Annotated in this window: 14 protein-coding genes; 6 read left to right on the top strand and 8 right to left on the bottom strand. The window is 64.9% G+C overall.

Annotated features, from left to right (window positions below; genetic code table 11):
• Entirely contained in the window at positions 1-381 is a 381-nt protein-coding gene (locus AC1DRD_RS16830) for a DUF4267 domain-containing protein (protein ID WP_478029763.1), read from the bottom strand.
• A gap of 58 nt (positions 382-439) precedes the next feature.
• Here AC1DRD_RS16830 and AC1DRD_RS16825 point away from each other — a divergent pair, with 58 nt between their 5' ends.
• The 3 genes from AC1DRD_RS16825 to AC1DRD_RS16815 all read left to right on the top strand — a co-directional run bounded on the left by AC1DRD_RS16825 (position 440) and on the right by AC1DRD_RS16815 (position 4,850).
• Positions 440-1,036: a TetR/AcrR family transcriptional regulator gene (locus AC1DRD_RS16825; RefSeq protein ID WP_478029764.1), complete on the top strand. Its 597-nt coding sequence runs from the start codon at positions 440-442 to the stop codon at positions 1,034-1,036.
• Between the two features lie 116 nt (positions 1,037-1,152).
• Positions 1,153-3,048 carry a CocE/NonD family hydrolase gene (locus tag AC1DRD_RS16820; RefSeq protein ID WP_478029765.1) on the top strand — a complete coding sequence of 632 codons (1,896 nt, stop codon included), beginning with the start codon at positions 1,153-1,155 and terminating at the stop codon, positions 3,046-3,048.
• Positions 3,049-3,059: 11 nt separating this feature from the next.
• Positions 3,060-4,850 carry a DUF885 domain-containing protein gene (locus AC1DRD_RS16815; protein ID WP_478029766.1) on the top strand — a complete coding sequence of 597 codons (1,791 nt, stop codon included), beginning with the start codon at positions 3,060-3,062 and terminating at the stop codon, positions 4,848-4,850.
• Between the two features lie 39 nt (positions 4,851-4,889).
• Here AC1DRD_RS16815 and AC1DRD_RS16810 read toward each other — a convergent pair whose 3' ends face one another.
• From AC1DRD_RS16810 to AC1DRD_RS16795, 4 genes are all read right to left on the bottom strand, one after another.
• On the bottom strand, positions 4,890-5,963 hold the full coding sequence (locus tag AC1DRD_RS16810) for a 5-(carboxyamino)imidazole ribonucleotide synthase (RefSeq protein ID WP_478029767.1): 1,074 nt from the start codon (positions 5,961-5,963) through the stop codon (positions 4,890-4,892).
• Positions 5,960-6,439, bottom strand: a complete 480-nt coding sequence (gene purE, locus AC1DRD_RS16805) for a 5-(carboxyamino)imidazole ribonucleotide mutase (protein ID WP_478029768.1) — start codon at positions 6,437-6,439, stop codon at positions 5,960-5,962. The genes AC1DRD_RS16810 and purE overlap by 4 nt, the downstream gene beginning before the upstream one ends.
• Before the next feature lie 54 nt (positions 6,440-6,493).
• A complete protein-coding gene (locus tag AC1DRD_RS16800; RefSeq protein ID WP_478042234.1) occupies positions 6,494-7,066 on the bottom strand; it encodes a hypothetical protein in 573 nt (190 codons plus the stop codon).
• Between the two features lie 85 nt (positions 7,067-7,151).
• Positions 7,152-7,424, bottom strand: coding sequence for a DUF4242 domain-containing protein (locus tag AC1DRD_RS16795; RefSeq protein ID WP_066827486.1), 273 nt, complete (start codon positions 7,422-7,424; stop codon positions 7,152-7,154).
• 161 nt (positions 7,425-7,585) lie between these two features.
• On the opposite strand from AC1DRD_RS16795, the gene AC1DRD_RS16790 reads away from it, so the two are divergent.
• Positions 7,586-7,954: a YciI family protein gene (locus tag AC1DRD_RS16790; protein ID WP_066827498.1), complete on the top strand. Its 369-nt coding sequence runs from the start codon at positions 7,586-7,588 to the stop codon at positions 7,952-7,954.
• 31 nt (positions 7,955-7,985) lie between these two features.
• A complete protein-coding gene (locus AC1DRD_RS16785; protein WP_478042233.1) occupies positions 7,986-9,242 on the top strand; it encodes an RNA polymerase sigma factor in 1,257 nt (418 codons plus the stop codon).
• 28 nt (positions 9,243-9,270) lie between these two features.
• Here AC1DRD_RS16785 and gpmA read toward each other — a convergent pair whose 3' ends face one another.
• Positions 9,271-9,957 (bottom strand): 2,3-diphosphoglycerate-dependent phosphoglycerate mutase, encoded by a 687-nt coding sequence (gene gpmA, locus AC1DRD_RS16780; RefSeq protein WP_478042232.1) that lies wholly within the window; start codon positions 9,955-9,957, stop codon positions 9,271-9,273.
• 74 nt (positions 9,958-10,031) lie between these two features.
• Between gpmA and AC1DRD_RS16775 the strand changes: the two genes are divergently transcribed.
• A complete protein-coding gene (locus AC1DRD_RS16775) occupies positions 10,032-10,766 on the top strand; it encodes a dienelactone hydrolase family protein (protein WP_478042231.1) in 735 nt (244 codons plus the stop codon).
• Between the two features lie 221 nt (positions 10,767-10,987).
• On the opposite strand, the gene AC1DRD_RS16770 is transcribed toward AC1DRD_RS16775, so the two are convergent.
• Both AC1DRD_RS16770 and AC1DRD_RS16765 read right to left on the bottom strand, forming a co-directional pair.
• The gene (locus tag AC1DRD_RS16770) at positions 10,988-12,106 is read right to left on the bottom strand and encodes a M14 family metallopeptidase (protein WP_478042230.1); all 1,119 of its coding nucleotides are present in this window, start codon (positions 12,104-12,106) and stop codon (positions 10,988-10,990) included.
• A complete protein-coding gene (locus tag AC1DRD_RS16765) occupies positions 12,103-12,699 on the bottom strand; it encodes a DUF4136 domain-containing protein (RefSeq protein WP_478042229.1) in 597 nt (198 codons plus the stop codon). The genes AC1DRD_RS16770 and AC1DRD_RS16765 overlap by 4 nt, the downstream gene beginning before the upstream one ends.
• Positions 12,700-12,838 lie beyond the last annotated feature (139 nt).

Genomic DNA, 12,838 nt, shown 5'->3' with positions numbered 1-12,838 from the left:
TCAGGCGGCTCCCATGATCAAGGGGATCGCCGCCAGGACCATCAGCGCAGCGGTTAGGCCGTGGATGCCAAGGGCCCTGTTAGTAGAGCCTTTCGCAGCAAGGATGAGCGCCATATCGCCTGCCGGGATCATCGCCTCGATCAACAAGACGATGCCGACCGTTTGGGGCGTGCACCATGCCATCATGGCCAGCACGACCAGCCCCGAAGCGACGTCGCGCGAACCTTTGAGGCGAAGCCACCACGCAACGTTCGTGCCCTGTTCGGGAAGCGGGAGGCCGAAGCTCTCTGTCGCGGCCCTGGGCCGGGCGAGATACATGATGCCGATCGCGATGATCCCGATCGCGACCAGCAACGCCACGCCATTTGAGAACCAATGCATCTGCGTCTCCTTGTGTATCGGTAGATAATCTAGCATTGCTAGTAAATCAAGCCATGCTATGACCATCGCCGCCGCACAGGAGGTTGAGTTGGGCATTTCGGAGAGAAAAGGCCGGGAACGGGTCGAGCGCGAGCAGCGCATCGTCGCGTCGGCACGCTCGATTGCCGAAGCCGAGGGATGGGCTGCCGTCACGATCCGCCGTCTCGCGGAGGAGGTCGAATACAGCCAACCGGTCCTCTACTCGCATTTCGAGAACAGGGACGCGATTGTGGCGGCAGTCGCCGTCGAGGGTTTCCGGGAAATGGCGATAGCGCTTCAACAAGCGGCGCGACGACCGGCCGGCCGTGGGGCCGCTTTGCGCGATGTAGCGATAGCCTATCTCGCCTTCGCTCGCGAGCATCCAGCCGTTTACGAAGCGATGTTTGCGATGCGAACCAACCTGCATTTCGCGGAGGCCGACACCAAATCGGAATTGAGGGACGGGTTTGCGGCGTTGATGGCCGTGGTCGCGCCGTCAAGCAGCGATGCCGAGATCGCCACCGAGACATTCTGGGCAGCCCTTCATGGGCTAGCCGAGCTCGAACGTTCGGGTCGTATCAGGCCAAGCGCACGTAGCGAGCGGATTACGCTCCTCTGCGGACTTTTCGAGCGCTGAGCCGAAGGCAGTCATCGGCGACCGCCGATCCGCATAACCAGCTCATCACGATTCAAAAGTTGCACGCGAAACGACTCCACGCCACGATCCTTGGGCATTTGGCGGGGGAAAGAAGCATGCGCTGGCGGCTGGCATTGACGATCGGGCTGGCGGCGCTCGCCGCTTCCGGCGGAACCGCCCAAACCTATGACGACCGCCCGACAAAGGCGGTCCCCGCAAACTACGGCTTCAACTACGATCGCCGCGTGGTCGAGATCCCGATGCGCGACGGGACCAAGCTGCACACCGTCATCCTGACGCCCAAGGGCGCGACCGATGCGCCTATCCTGCTGACCCGCACGCCGTACAGTGCCGAGGTGCTGACCACCAATCGCAAGAGCGGCGATCTCGCGACCACGCTCTACGGTTACGACAATGCGACCGACGTCATCGTCGATGGCGGCTATATCCGCGTCATCCAGGACATTCGCGGCAAATACGGCTCGGGCGGCACCTTCGTGATGAACCGCGCTTTGGTCGGCACGGCGGAGAATCCGACCAAGGTCGATGATGCGACCGATTGCTATGACACGATCGACTGGCTGGTGAAGAACCTGAAGGCGTCGAACGGCAAGGTCGGCATCCTCGGCATCAGCTATGACGGCTACGAGCCGCTCGCGGCATTGGTGAATCCGCATCCGGCGCTCAAGGTGTCGGTGCCGATGAACCCGATGGTCGACGGCTGGATGGGCGACGACTGGTTCCATAACGGCGCGTTCCGCCAGATGAACATGGACTATATCTGGGAGCAGGAAGCGACGCGCGACAACAGCTCGCCTTGGATAAGCTCGAGCGACGACATCTACGATTTCTACATGCGCGCGGGGTCGGCGGGCGAACTCGGCAAGCGCATGGGGCTGGAGCAGATCGGCTTCTGGAAAAGTATCCTGGCGCACCCCGCTTACGACAAGTTCTGGCAGGACCGCGCGATGGATGCGTACCTCGCCAGGCAGCCGCTCAAGGTGCCGGTGATGCTGGTCCATTCGTTATGGGATCAGGAGGATAGCTACGGCGCGCTGGCGGTCTATCGCGCGCTCGAGCCCAAGGACGCCAATAACGACATGGTCTATCTGTCGATGGGGCCGTGGCACCACGGGCAGGAGATCGAAGATGCCGACACGCTCGGTCAGATGCGCTGGGGACAGGATACCGGCACCTGGTGGCGCCGGAACGTGCTGGCGCCGTTCCTCGCGCATTACCTCAAAGGCGCACCGATGGACGTCGCGCCGGTCACCGCGTTCGAGAGCGGGACCAACGAATGGCGGCGCTTCCAGTCCTGGCCGAAGGACGCGGGGGAGGGCGATCGACTATATCTGAAGCCTGGAGCCGCCTTGGGCTTCGACGCGGCGGCAAGTGGCGAGGAAACCGCCGATTATGTCTCCGATCCGGCGCATCCGGTGCTGTTCCGCAACCGTCCGGTCCAGGCGGTGGGCTATGACAACAACCCCTGGCCCAATTGGCTCGCCGATGATCAGCGCGCGGTATCGAGCCGGCCCGACGTGCTGACCTTCACCAGCGAGGCGCTGACCCAGCCGCTCAAGATTTCGGGGCGGCCAATGGTCAAGCTGACCGCCTCGACCAGCGGCACCGATAGCGACTGGGTAGTCAAACTGATCGACGTCTGGCCCGACCAGGTGCCCGGACGGCCGGGGTTCGGCGGCTATCAATTCGCGGTCGGCATGGACATCTTCCGCGGGCGATACCGCGAGAGCTTCTCCGCGCCCAAAGCGCTGACGCCCAATGCGCCGCTCCAATACAGTTTCGCGCTGCCCGCGGCGAACCATGTGTTCCTGCCCGGGCACCGGATCATGGTGCAGGTGCAATCGAGCTGGTTTCCGCTCTACGACCGCAATCCGCAGAGTTTCGTGCCGAACATCTTCCTCGCCAAGCCGGCTGATTATGTGAAGGCGACGCAGCGGGTGTGGGTGTCTGGGCCGAGCGAAAGCTACGTCGCGCTGCCGGTGGTGAAGTGAGGAGGGAAACAATGTTCGATCGGCGTCAGGTCCTGAAAGCGAGTGCCGCCCTGGCTGCGCTATCCGCCGCACCGGCGTGGGCGCGGCCAGCCGGGTCTGCGCTCGATGCGCTGTTCGACAGTTTCTTTTCCGAGGGGCTCAAGCAGCGCCCTGAATCGGCGACCCTGCTCGGCTTCGACAAGGGCGCGAACGCCGCGCTTCGCTCGAAACTGTCCGATGGATCGTCGGCAGGGCAAGCGGCGTCGAAGGCGCTGACACAGAGCCAGCTCAAGCGGCTCGCGGCTGTCGATGTCGCTGCGCTCAGTCCGGCGGAAAAGGTCAGCTACGACGTCGTCCTCTACACTCGAAAAGCCGCGGCGGCGGCGCAGGCCTTCGATTTCGGCGGCGGGCGTTCGCCTTATGTGATCAGCCAGCAAGACGGGGCCTATCAGTCGACGCCCAATTTCCTCGATACCAAGCATCCGATCGATAACGCTTCCGACGCCGACGCCTATCTCTCGCGGCTGGCGGCGTTCGGGAAGCAGCTCGACGACGACACCGCGCAGATGAAGCATGACGTGGCGGCGAGCGTGGTCCCGCCGGACTTCCTGATCGGCAAGACGCTGACGCAATTGACCGCGATGCGCGTGCCGGCGGCGCAGGCGACTGTCGTCGCGTCGATCCAGCGCCGTGCCGCCGCCAAAGGCCTCGACGCGCATTACGGCAAGGACGCCGCCAGGATCTACGATGAGCACATCCTGCCGGCGATCGACCGCCAGATCGCGGCGGTGAAGGGCGTGCAGGGCAAGGCGACGCACGACGCCGGGGTGTGGAAGCTGAAAGAGGGCGACGCCTTCTACCGCATGGCGCTCGAAGGCTCGACCACGACGCGGCTGTCGCCCGAGGAAGTCCACCAATTCGGGCTCGACCAGGCCAAGGCGATCGGCGACCGCATCGCGCAATTGATGGACAAGGCCGGCGTTCCGGCGGGGCCGCTCGGCCAGCGATTGGCGAGCATCTATAAGCTGCCGGGGCAGGTCTATCCCAATACCGATGAGGGCAAGGCGCAGGCGATCGCGTTTTGCAACGGCCGGCTCGACGCGATCCGCGGCCGCTTGCCCGAGGTGTTCAAACGCATGCCGACCTACAAATTCGAAGTGCGGCGCGTTCCCAAGGAGATCGAGGCAGGTGCCGCGTCGGCCTATAGCCAGGGCCCGGCGATCGACGGATCGCGGCCGGGGCTGGTCTATTTCAACCTGCACGATTCGGCGGAATGGCCCAAATTCATGCTGCCGACCGTGGTCTATCATGAAGGCCTGCCCGGGCATCAGTTCGAGGGCGGGCTTGCACTATCGAACGCCAGCCTGCCGCTGATCCGCAAGTCGATCGGCTTTTCGGGTTATGCCGAGGGCTGGGCACTCTACGCCGAGCAAGTCGCGGCCGAGCTCGGCATGTATGACGGCGATCCTTTGGGAGAGATCGGGTATCTGAAAGAGGCACTGTTTCGCGCGCACCGCTGCATCATCGATACCGGGCTGCACCATTTCAAATGGAGCCGCGAAAAGGCGATCGCGCTGTTCGTCGACGGTCAGGGCGAGGCGCCGGGCTTCGCCGACCGCGAGATCGACCGCTATTGCGCCAGTCCCGGCCAGGCGTGCAGCTACAAGCTTGGCCATTCGAGTATCGTCAAACTACGCGACCGGGCCAAGGCGGCGCAAGGCGACAAGTTCGACATCAAGGAATTCCACGAAGCGGTGCTGGCGAACGGCCGCGTGCCGCTGGAGATATTGGAGCAATTGGTCGGGAATTGGATCGGGGTGTGACCTAAAAATCCTCCCCGGCACGGGGAGGAATTTGAAGGATCAGTCCCGCTTCAACCGCGTCACATGCCCCATCTTGCGCCCCGGCCGGGCATTGCCCTTGCCATAGAGGTGCAGATGCGCGCCCGGCTCGGCCAGGATCGTCGCCCAGTCATCCGCCTCGGCGCCGATCAGATTGACCATCTCGACCGCTGGGGCGGTCAGCGCGGTATCGCCGAGCGGCAGGCCGCAGATCGCGCGGATATGGTTCTCGAATTGCGAGGCGACCGCGCCCTCGATCGTCCAATGCCCCGAATTGTGCACGCGCGGCGCCATTTCGTTGAACACCGGTCCCTCGGCGGTGGCGAAGAATTCACAGGCGATCACGCCGACATAGCCGAGCTGGTCGGCGATCCGCCCGGTCAGCGCCGCGGCGACTCCCCATTGGTTGGCGATCTCGGCCGGCGCCGGCAGCGACGAGCGCGCCAGGATGCCAAGCTTATGCTCGTTCCATGGCGGCGGATAGCTGACCATCGATCCATCATGTCCGCGGGCGAGGATGATCGAGAATTCGTGGGTGAAATTGACGAAACCTTCCAGGATCGCGGGACGCTGGCCGATATCGCTCCACGCCGCCTCGGCCGCGTCGCGTGCCGCGATCCGCACCTGGCCCTTGCCGTCATAGCCGAGCCGCAGCGTCTTGAGGATCGCCGGCGTGCCGATCTCGTCGAGTGCCGCGTGCAACTCGTCGAGGCTGGCGACGCGCCGCCACGGCGCGGTACGCCCGCCGATCGTGTCGACGAACGCTTTCTCGCTCGCGCGGTCCTGGGCGATGCCGAGCGCTTGCGGGGCCGGGTGGACCGGCACTTGGGTCGCCAGATAGGTGACCGGCTCGATCGCGATATTCTCGAATTCGTAGGTCACGACGTCACAGCGCGCCGCCATTTCATCGAGCACGATGCGGCTGTGATAATCGGCGCGAGTGAAGCTGGAGGCGGTCTGCGCCGCGACGCTTTCGGCGTCGGGGGCGAGGATGTGGGTGCGATAGCCGAGCTCGGCCGCGGCCGAGGCCAGCATGCGCCCGAGCTGGCCGCCGCCCAGAATGCCGATCGTCGAACCGGGGGGAAGCGCGGTCATTCGGGATCGATCGCGACGCTGTCGGTCTGTCTCGCGCGCCACGCCTTGAGCCGCTCGGTCAGCGCCTCATCGCTCGTCGCGAGGATCGCCGCGGCGAGCAGTCCCGCGTTGATCGCCCCGGCCTTGCCGATCGCTAGCGTACCGACGGGCACGCCGCCCGGCATCTGGACGATCGAATAGAGGCTGTCGGCGCCCTTCAGCGCCTTCGACTCCACCGGCACGCCAAGTACCGGCAAATGCGTCATCGATGCCGCCATGCCCGGCAGATGCGCGGCCCCACCGGCGCCCGCGATGATTACCTTCAGGCCGCGATCGGCGGCACTGGTGGCGTAATCGTAAAGTCGCTGCGGCGTGCGATGCGCGCTGACCACCTTGGTCTCATGCGGCACGCCGAGTTCTTCGAGCTTCTCGGCAGCATGACGCATCGTCTCCCAGTCGGAAGTCGAGCCCATGATGATGCCGACGAGCGGTTGCATCCGCCGCCCCTAGCCAAGGGGGCGAGGCAGGGCAACCATCCTAGCCCGACAGAACTACAACGCCTCTTTGCAGCCGCGGGTCAGATGCACGCCGCGCAGGAAGCCGCGCCGGGCGAAACCGGCCTGGGTTGCCGCGGCGAGGCGGCGGTCGGCAGCGGCGGCGCCCGATACTTCGCGCACTACCCCGCGAAACGGGATCAGCGAATTGACTACCGCCCCGCCCGCCGCCTTGCCTACGCTCATCTTGTCGTTGGGACCGCCCGCGCTGTAGTCCGGACCGAGCGCCGCATCGAGCACGCGCACCGCATCGGCGATCTGTCGGCATGTCTTCAGGCCGGCGAGCGAATAGGGCGCATTCGACGCTTCGACCAGCGAAGGCGGGATCTTGGTCTTGGCGATGCCGACATCCTTGGCCGGCTGGCTGACCACGTCCTTGGTATCGTCGATCGTCTCTTTCCGCTTCTCGTCGCGCGTCGATTGCGGCGCCGGATCGGCGGTGGCCGGCGCCGTGGTGGTGACGGGAGCGGCGGGCGCTGTGCTCTGCGCCAACGCCAAGGGTGACAGCAACACCGCGCCGGCGACGCCCAGCGCCGCGATAAATATCTTCCCGTAGCCACCCGCTTGCATCTGATTTCTCCATTCGGGCGATCGCCCGATCGTTACGCTTGGAGAAGAAACGCGCGTCGCGGGCGGTCGATCCCTCCGCCGCGGCTCAATCGGCAGTGGTCGGATCGATCACATTGCGCACCTCGGCGATCGAATTGGCCGGAAAACCCGCAGTCTCGGCATGCTGGCGGATCAGGTCGGCGGATGGCGCGCGATAGATGCAGTAGATCTTGTCGTCGGTGACGTAGCTGTGAACCCATTGGATTTCGGGGCCGAGGTCGCGCAGCACGCTGCACGAAGTCTGCGACGCGCCCTTGAGGTCGGCGGCGCTGGCGCCGCCGATTCCCGGCATATCCCGTTCGATGACGAATTGCGGCATGGCGATTCTCCCAATGACCAACCGGAGGCTGCGCCTTCGCCGGGGCGGGGGATAGGAAAAATGCGTCCGCGCTGTCGATATCGGCCTTGCCAGTTCGTCGACTATAATGGGCGAGGCAATCACGCGGCGATGGCGCCGCGGCTCGACCCAGGAGTTTTCCGATGCGTTTCATGTCCATCGTCACCTCGCCGCGGTCGGAGACATACGGCAATCCGACGCCCGAGCTTCTCGAAGCCATGGGCAAGCTCGCCGACCGCGAGATCAAGGCCGGCCGCATGATCGACAATGGCGGGCTGATGCCGATCGAGCAGGGCGCTCGCATCACTATCAGGAACGGCGAGTTGAGCGTGCTCGACGGCCCGTTCGTCGAGGCCAAGGAAGTCATTGGCGGCTACGCAATTTCCGAGTTTGCGAGCAAGGAAGAGGCAGTCGCACTGGCGGTCGAATTCATGCAGCTCCACAAGGATCATATGCCCGGCTGGGAAGGCACATGCGAAGTCCGCGCGTTCGCCGGTCCGCCCACGGCTTGATCGCGTCGCGACCTTTGCAGCGTCGGCGGCCGTGACGGCCGCCGACGCACATCGCTCGATCCTGGCCGTCTGGCGGATCGAGCAGCCCCGGCTAATCACCAGCCTGGCGCGGATGCTGCGCGACGTGCCGCTGGCCGAGGAGCTGACCCAGGACGCCTTGCTCGCCGCGATCGAGCGCTGGCCGCTGACGGGCGTGCCCGAACGATCGGGGGCCTGGCTGATGACGACCGCCCGGCGGTTGGCGGTCGATCACATCCGGCGATTGCCGATGCTCGACCGCAATCACGCATTCCTCCTGCACGAACTGGAGCAGGAGCAAGCGGAGACACCCGATTACGACGCATTTCTCGACGATGATATCGGAGACGAGATGCTGCGGCTGATCTTCACCGCTTGCCATCCGCTTCTACCCTATGACACCCGGCCTGCGCTGGCGTTGCGGATGATCTGCGGGCTGACCACGGCCGAGATCGCGCGGGCATTCCTGGTCTCCGAGGCGACCGTTGCGCAGCGGATCGTCCGCGCCAAACGAACTTTGTCCGACTCGGGTCTCGCCTATGAGACGCCGCGCGGCGACGAACTTGCCGAACGATTATCGTCGGTGCTCGAGGTCATCTATCTGATCTTCAACGAAGGCTATACCGCGGCGCGCGGCGATGATTGGTTGCGCCCCGACCTGTGCAGCGAGGCGTTGCGGCTGGCGCGCGTGGTCGTCGCCATCGCTCCGCACCAGCCCGAAGCGCACGGACTGCTCGCCTTGATGGAACTCAACGCCTCGCGCACCGCGGCCCGGATCGATCCGGCCGGTGAGCCGATCCTGCTGCTCGATCAGGATCGCACTTTATGGGACCGCGCCCAGATTCAGCGCGGGATGCGATCACTGGCACAGGCCGAGGAATTGGGCGGTATAAACGGGTTCTACACGCTGCAGGCGGCGATCGTCGCCTGCCATGCGCGCGCCGCGCGTGCCGCCGAAACCGACTGGCTGCGCATCGCATTGCTCTATGCAGAATTGTCCGCGGTTACCCGATCGCCGATCGTCGAACTCAACCGCGCGATAGCGGTGGGCATGGCGGAGGGACCCGCCTCGGGGCTCGCCATCCTTGACCGCATCGCCGATGCGCCCGAGCTGAAAGGCTATCATTTGCTGCCGAGCGTGCGCGGCGATTTGTTGCGGCGCCTGGGGCGTCACGAGGAGGCGCGGGCGGCATTCGAAGCGGCCGCCGCGCTCGCCGGCAACCGGCGCGAACGCGACTTGCTCAACCGGCGCGCACGCGAACAGGATTGACGGCGCTGGCCGCGTGCCCGGCTACGCGTCACCGCTCGCTGAGATAATAGCGGTCGGTTGCGGCAAGCTGGTCATCCAGCTGGTAGACGATCGGCTGGCCAGTCGGGATTTCCAGGCCAGTGATCTCATCGTCGGGAATGTTCGACAGATGCTTGACCAACGCGCGCAGCGAATTGCCGTGGGCGGAGATCAGCACGCGCTGCCCGTCCTTGAGCGCCGGGGCGATGCGCCCTTCCCAATAAGGCAGCACGCGCGCGATCGTGTCTTTCAGGCTCTCGGTGTTCGGGATGGCGATGCCGGCGTAGCGGCGATCCTTCGATAGATCGTACTCGCTGCCCGCTTCCAACGGCGGCGGCGGAATATCGAAGCTGCGGCGCCAGACATGGACCTGCTCGTCGCCGTGCTTCGCGGCGGTCTCGGCCTTGTTGAGCCCGGTCAGCCCGCCATAATGCCGCTCGTTCAGCCGCCAGTCCTTCTCGACCGGCAGCCACAGCCGCCCCATCGCCTCGAGGGCGAGGTCGAGCGTCTTGATCGCGCGCGTCTGGAGCGAGGTGAAGCACATGTCGAAATCGAGACCCTTGGCCGCCATCAACTCGCCGGCCAGCCGCGCTTCCTCGGCGCCCTTTTCGGTCACGTCGACATCCCACCAGCCGGTGAAGCGGTTTTCGAGGTTCCAGGCCGACTGGCCGTGGCGGATCAGGACGAGCATGGGCACGAAGCTACTCCTTGCGGGGGATCGGGCGGCTCTGTAGCGCTTCGGGCCGTAACGGCAAACCTGGAGAGCGAGTCATGGCGATCGTGCGGCAACCCATGGTGTATGACGGCCCGGGCGGCCCGTTCGAAGGCGTGTTCGCCTATGACGATGAGGTCGAGACCGCGCGGCCGGGGGTGATGGTCGTGCCCAACGTGCTGGGCCAGAAGGAATCGGACAGCGTCACCGCCGAGAATATCGCCAAGCTCGGCTATGTCGGCTTCGTCGCCGACGTGTTCGGGCAGGGGCGGCGCAAGACCTTCGCCTCGGAAAATCCGGCCGAATATATGAACGAGTTAAACGCCGATCGCGGTCTGCTGCGCGACCGGTTGAAGGCGTCGCTCGACGTGCTCAAGGGTTTCCAGCTGGTCGATCCGGCGAGGACCGCGGTCTATGGCTATTGCTTCGGCGGCAAGTGCGCGCTCGACGTGGCCCGCGCCGGGTTCGACGTGCTGGGCGTGGTGTCGTTTCACGGCGTCTACGACAAGCCCGATTACGCCAGCGTTACCCCGATCAAGGCCAAGGTCCTGGTCTGCCACGGCTGGGAAGACCCGATCGTGCCGCCCGACGTGATGGTCGGTTTGGGCAAGGAATTGAGCGATGGCGAGGCTGATTGGCAGATCCACGCTTATGGGACTGCCGGTCACGCCTTTACCGATATCGATCGCAAGCACGGCACGGCACCGACGCGACCCGGCGTTGCCTATGAGGAACGTGCCGACCGTCGCAGTTGGAAAGCCGCCAGCGACTTCCTCGCGGAGTTGTTCGGGTAGGTTGAGAACCCAAATAAGTCGCTGTTCTGAAGCGATCCATTTCCAAACTCGTCATCCCCGCGACAGCGGGGACCCATCTCGGAGAGAAGTCACGCGCGCCTCGGCTGTTTGTCAGGTTGGAGCGAGCAGGAGATGGGTCCCCGCTGTCGCGGGGATGACTGTAGGAATATGAGTCTCCAACCCAGGAGGCGAGGGCGCCCGCAAGCACCGCGTTTTCCCGATCAGATTCCGTCGATCACTTCTTCGATCGTTTCCAGGCACGCTACCGCCAGGACCTTGCACCGATCCGGCGACCAGCCGAATTCGAGGTCGGGATTGGGGTCGTGGTCCTTGAACGGCATTTCCAGGGTCATCGACACCGCGCCGAACCGCTCGGCGAGCTGGTTGGTCGACATCGTCAGATTGGCCTTGCCCGGAGCGGACTTTTCATAGCCTTTGGCGGTCTGGAATTCGGGCGTGCGCGCCGCGAGGCGCCGGCCGAAATCGTAGAATTTCTCGCCGAATGCGTCTGTCCAGCTCGGAATGCCTTCATAGCCGGCCAGGAAATTGGCCGGGATCGCCTCGTCGCCATGGACGTCCATCGCGAGCTTGACCCCGGTCGCGTCCATCGCGTCGCGGACCAGCTTCACCTCGGGGCTCTTCGCCATCGTCGGCTCGTGCCATTCGCGGTTGAGATTGATCCCCGCAGCATTGGTCCGAAGGTGCCCACGGAACGTGCCGTCGGGGTTCATGTTGGGCACGACGTAGAACGTGCACTTGGCCTTGACCGCATCCGCCGCGGGGCTGGTCAGCCACTCGAGAGCGCCTTCCATCCACCATTCGGCCATGCTCTCGCCCGGATGCTGACGGGCATAGAGCCAGACCGGCTTGTCGCCCGTGCCGATGGTCAGCAAGTCGATCGCGCGCCCGTCAAGCGTATGGCCGAGCTCGCGGTGCGTCACGCCGGGCTTGGCGGCATAGGTCGCGATCAGATCCTCATGCCGTTCCATCGTGTAGGGCGCGAAATAGGCGAACCAGGCGACCTGCGCATCCGACTGCCAGTCGAATTCGAGCACGCCGTTGTCGTAGCGCGTGGGGACCATCCGCCAGTGGACGCGGTCGGTAGAGGCGCGTGCCTTATAACCCGGCCAGCCGAACGGATAGGCCGATTTGCCCGCATTCAAGATGCGGAAGGTCAGCTTACGCCCGGCCGCATTGGCGACGCGGAACGAGAACCATTGATAGAAATCGGACAGATGGTCCTTGGCTATTTCCAGGTCGACGCGGTCGCCCTGGATCTCGACAACGCGGATATTGCCGCCGTCGAACGCGGCGGTGATGGCAGGAAGGGAATCGGTCATTTGACTTCGATAGTCCGGCCCGACTCGCCAGGGAACCCGGTGAACAAGGCGGTCGCCAATTTCGGCGCGACCTTGTCCGCGACCGCATTGCCGACCACGCCGATCGCGCGCGACTGGGCGCGGCCTTCCCACACGCCGAGATCGCCCTGGCGCTGGTTGATCTTGACCGACAGCATGCTCAGCGCGTCCTCGCGATCCCGCCCGCGGCCGATCGGGAACGAGACGCCGCCGCCCAGCCCGACGCCACCGCCGCCGCCATTGCCGCTCCACGTCCCACCGCCCAGGCCGATCCTGAACGGCGAGCGCTCGCGGACCGGACGCGCCTCGGTATGGAAGCCGATCTTGGCGACATAGACGCTCTTCGACCCGTCGGGGACCAGGGTATAGCCTTGCTTGGCCAAGGCATCGCCGACCGCCAGGGCATAGGCCTGATATTCGGGACCATTATCGATGCCCTCATCGGGCACCAGGGCGATCGTCCCGCGGCCGACCTCATCGGCGCGATAGCGAGTCACTTCGGTGGGGAAGGAGGCGGGCGCGGTCGCGCACCCCGTCACCATCAGGGCTGCCGTCAGCAGGATCGCTTTACGCATTCACTCTTCTCCACCATCGCGTTGCACCGGTATGTTGCCTTCTAGAGTCTGTTTCAGCAAAGCTGAAACGGTCGCGGTGCCRGCCCGCTCCCCCACCCGRCCTCCCAATCAGGATATTCTATGGGAGGTCGGGTGGGGG

The organism is Sphingomonas sp. P4_G2 (assembly GCF_056401155.1).
This window is presented reverse-complemented; position numbering and strand designations above follow the sequence as displayed.

Coding starts and splice junctions, on each gene's coding strand:
- AC1DRD_RS16830 (WP_478029763.1), bottom strand. CDS start 381: ATGCATTGGTTCTCAAATGGCGTGGCGTTGCTGGTCGCGATCGGGATC.
- AC1DRD_RS16825 (WP_478029764.1), top strand. CDS start 440: ATGACCATCGCCGCCGCACAGGAGGTTGAGTTGGGCATTTCGGAGAGA.
- AC1DRD_RS16820 (WP_478029765.1), top strand. CDS start 1,153: ATGCGCTGGCGGCTGGCATTGACGATCGGGCTGGCGGCGCTCGCCGCT.
- AC1DRD_RS16815 (WP_478029766.1), top strand. CDS start 3,060: ATGTTCGATCGGCGTCAGGTCCTGAAAGCGAGTGCCGCCCTGGCTGCG.
- AC1DRD_RS16810 (WP_478029767.1), bottom strand. CDS start 5,963: ATGACCGCGCTTCCCCCCGGTTCGACGATCGGCATTCTGGGCGGCGGC.
- purE (WP_478029768.1), bottom strand. CDS start 6,439: ATGCAACCGCTCGTCGGCATCATCATGGGCTCGACTTCCGACTGGGAG.
- AC1DRD_RS16800 (WP_478042234.1), bottom strand. CDS start 7,066: ATGCAAGCGGGTGGCTACGGGAAGATATTTATCGCGGCGCTGGGCGTC.
- AC1DRD_RS16795 (WP_066827486.1), bottom strand. CDS start 7,424: ATGCCGCAATTCGTCATCGAACGGGATATGCCGGGAATCGGCGGCGCC.
- AC1DRD_RS16790 (WP_066827498.1), top strand. CDS start 7,586: ATGCGTTTCATGTCCATCGTCACCTCGCCGCGGTCGGAGACATACGGC.
- AC1DRD_RS16775 (WP_478042231.1), top strand. CDS start 10,032: ATGGCGATCGTGCGGCAACCCATGGTGTATGACGGCCCGGGCGGCCCG.
- AC1DRD_RS16770 (WP_478042230.1), bottom strand. CDS start 12,106: ATGACCGATTCCCTTCCTGCCATCACCGCCGCGTTCGACGGCGGCAAT.
- AC1DRD_RS16765 (WP_478042229.1), bottom strand. CDS start 12,699: ATGCGTAAAGCGATCCTGCTGACGGCAGCCCTGATGGTGACGGGGTGC.